This is a genomic window from Kitasatospora sp. NPDC093558, from assembly GCF_040683475.1.
Classification (GTDB): Bacteria; Actinomycetota; Actinomycetes; order Streptomycetales; family Streptomycetaceae; genus Kitasatospora.
In genome coordinates, this window is record NZ_JBFBDY010001408.1 from 1 (window position 1) to 1,032 (window position 1,032).

Sequence of the window (1,032 nt, forward strand, 5' to 3'; positions counted from 1 at the left end):
GGGGCGAAGCTGAGAACTTAAGCGCCAGTAAACGGCGGTGGTAACTATAACCATCCTAAGGTAGCGAAATTCCTTGTCGGGTAAGTTCCGACCTGCACGAATGGCGTAACGACTTCTCGACTGTCTCAACCATAGGCCCGGTGAAATTGCATTACGAGTAAAGATGCTCGTTTCGCGCAGCAGGACGGAAAGACCCCGGGACCTTTACTATAGCTTGATATTGGTGTTCGGTTCGGCTTGTGTAGGATAGGTGGGAGACTTTGAAGCAGCAACGCCAGTTGTTGTGGAGTCGCCGTTGAAATACCACTCTGGTCGTGCTGGATGTCTAACCTGGGTCCGTGATCCGGATCAGGGACAGTGTCTGGTGGGTAGTTTAACTGGGGCGGTTGCCTCCTAAAGGGTAACGGAGGCGCCCAAAGGTTCCCTCAGCCTGGTTGGCAATCAGGTGTTGAGTGTAAGTGCACAAGGGAGCTTGACTGTGAGACTGACGGGTCGAGCAGGTACGAAAGTAGGGACTAGTGATCCGGCGGTGGCTTGTGGAAGCGCCGTCGCTCAACGGATAAAAGGTACCCCGGGGATAACAGGCTGATCTTCCCCAAGAGTCCATATCGACGGGATGGTTTGGCACCTCGATGTCGGCTCGTCGCATCCTGGGGCTGGAGTAGGTCCCAAGGGTTGGGCTGTTCGCCCATTAAAGCGGTACGCGAGCTGGGTTTAGAACGTCGTGAGACAGTTCGGTCCCTATCCGCTGTGCGCGTAGGAGTGTTGAGAAGGGCTGTCCCTAGTACGAGAGGACCGGGACGGACGAACCTCTGGTGTGCCAGTTGTTCTGCCAAGGGCATGGCTGGTTGGCTACGTTCGGGAGGGATAACCGCTGAAAGCATCTAAGCGGGAAGCCTGCTTCGAGATGAGCACTCCCACCTCCTTGAGAGGGTAAGGCTCCCAGTAGACGACTGGGTTGATAGGCCGGATATGGAAGCCCTGTGAGGGGTGGAGTTGACCGGTACTAATAGGCCGAGGGCTTGTCCTCAG

At 55.9% G+C, this 1,032-nt stretch carries 1 rRNA gene; it reads left to right on the forward strand.

Annotated elements, in window-relative coordinates:
* Positions 1-1,030 (forward strand): 23S ribosomal RNA (locus tag AB0O00_RS41380); the annotation flags it as partial.
* Between the last annotated feature and the right edge of the window lie 2 nt (positions 1,031-1,032).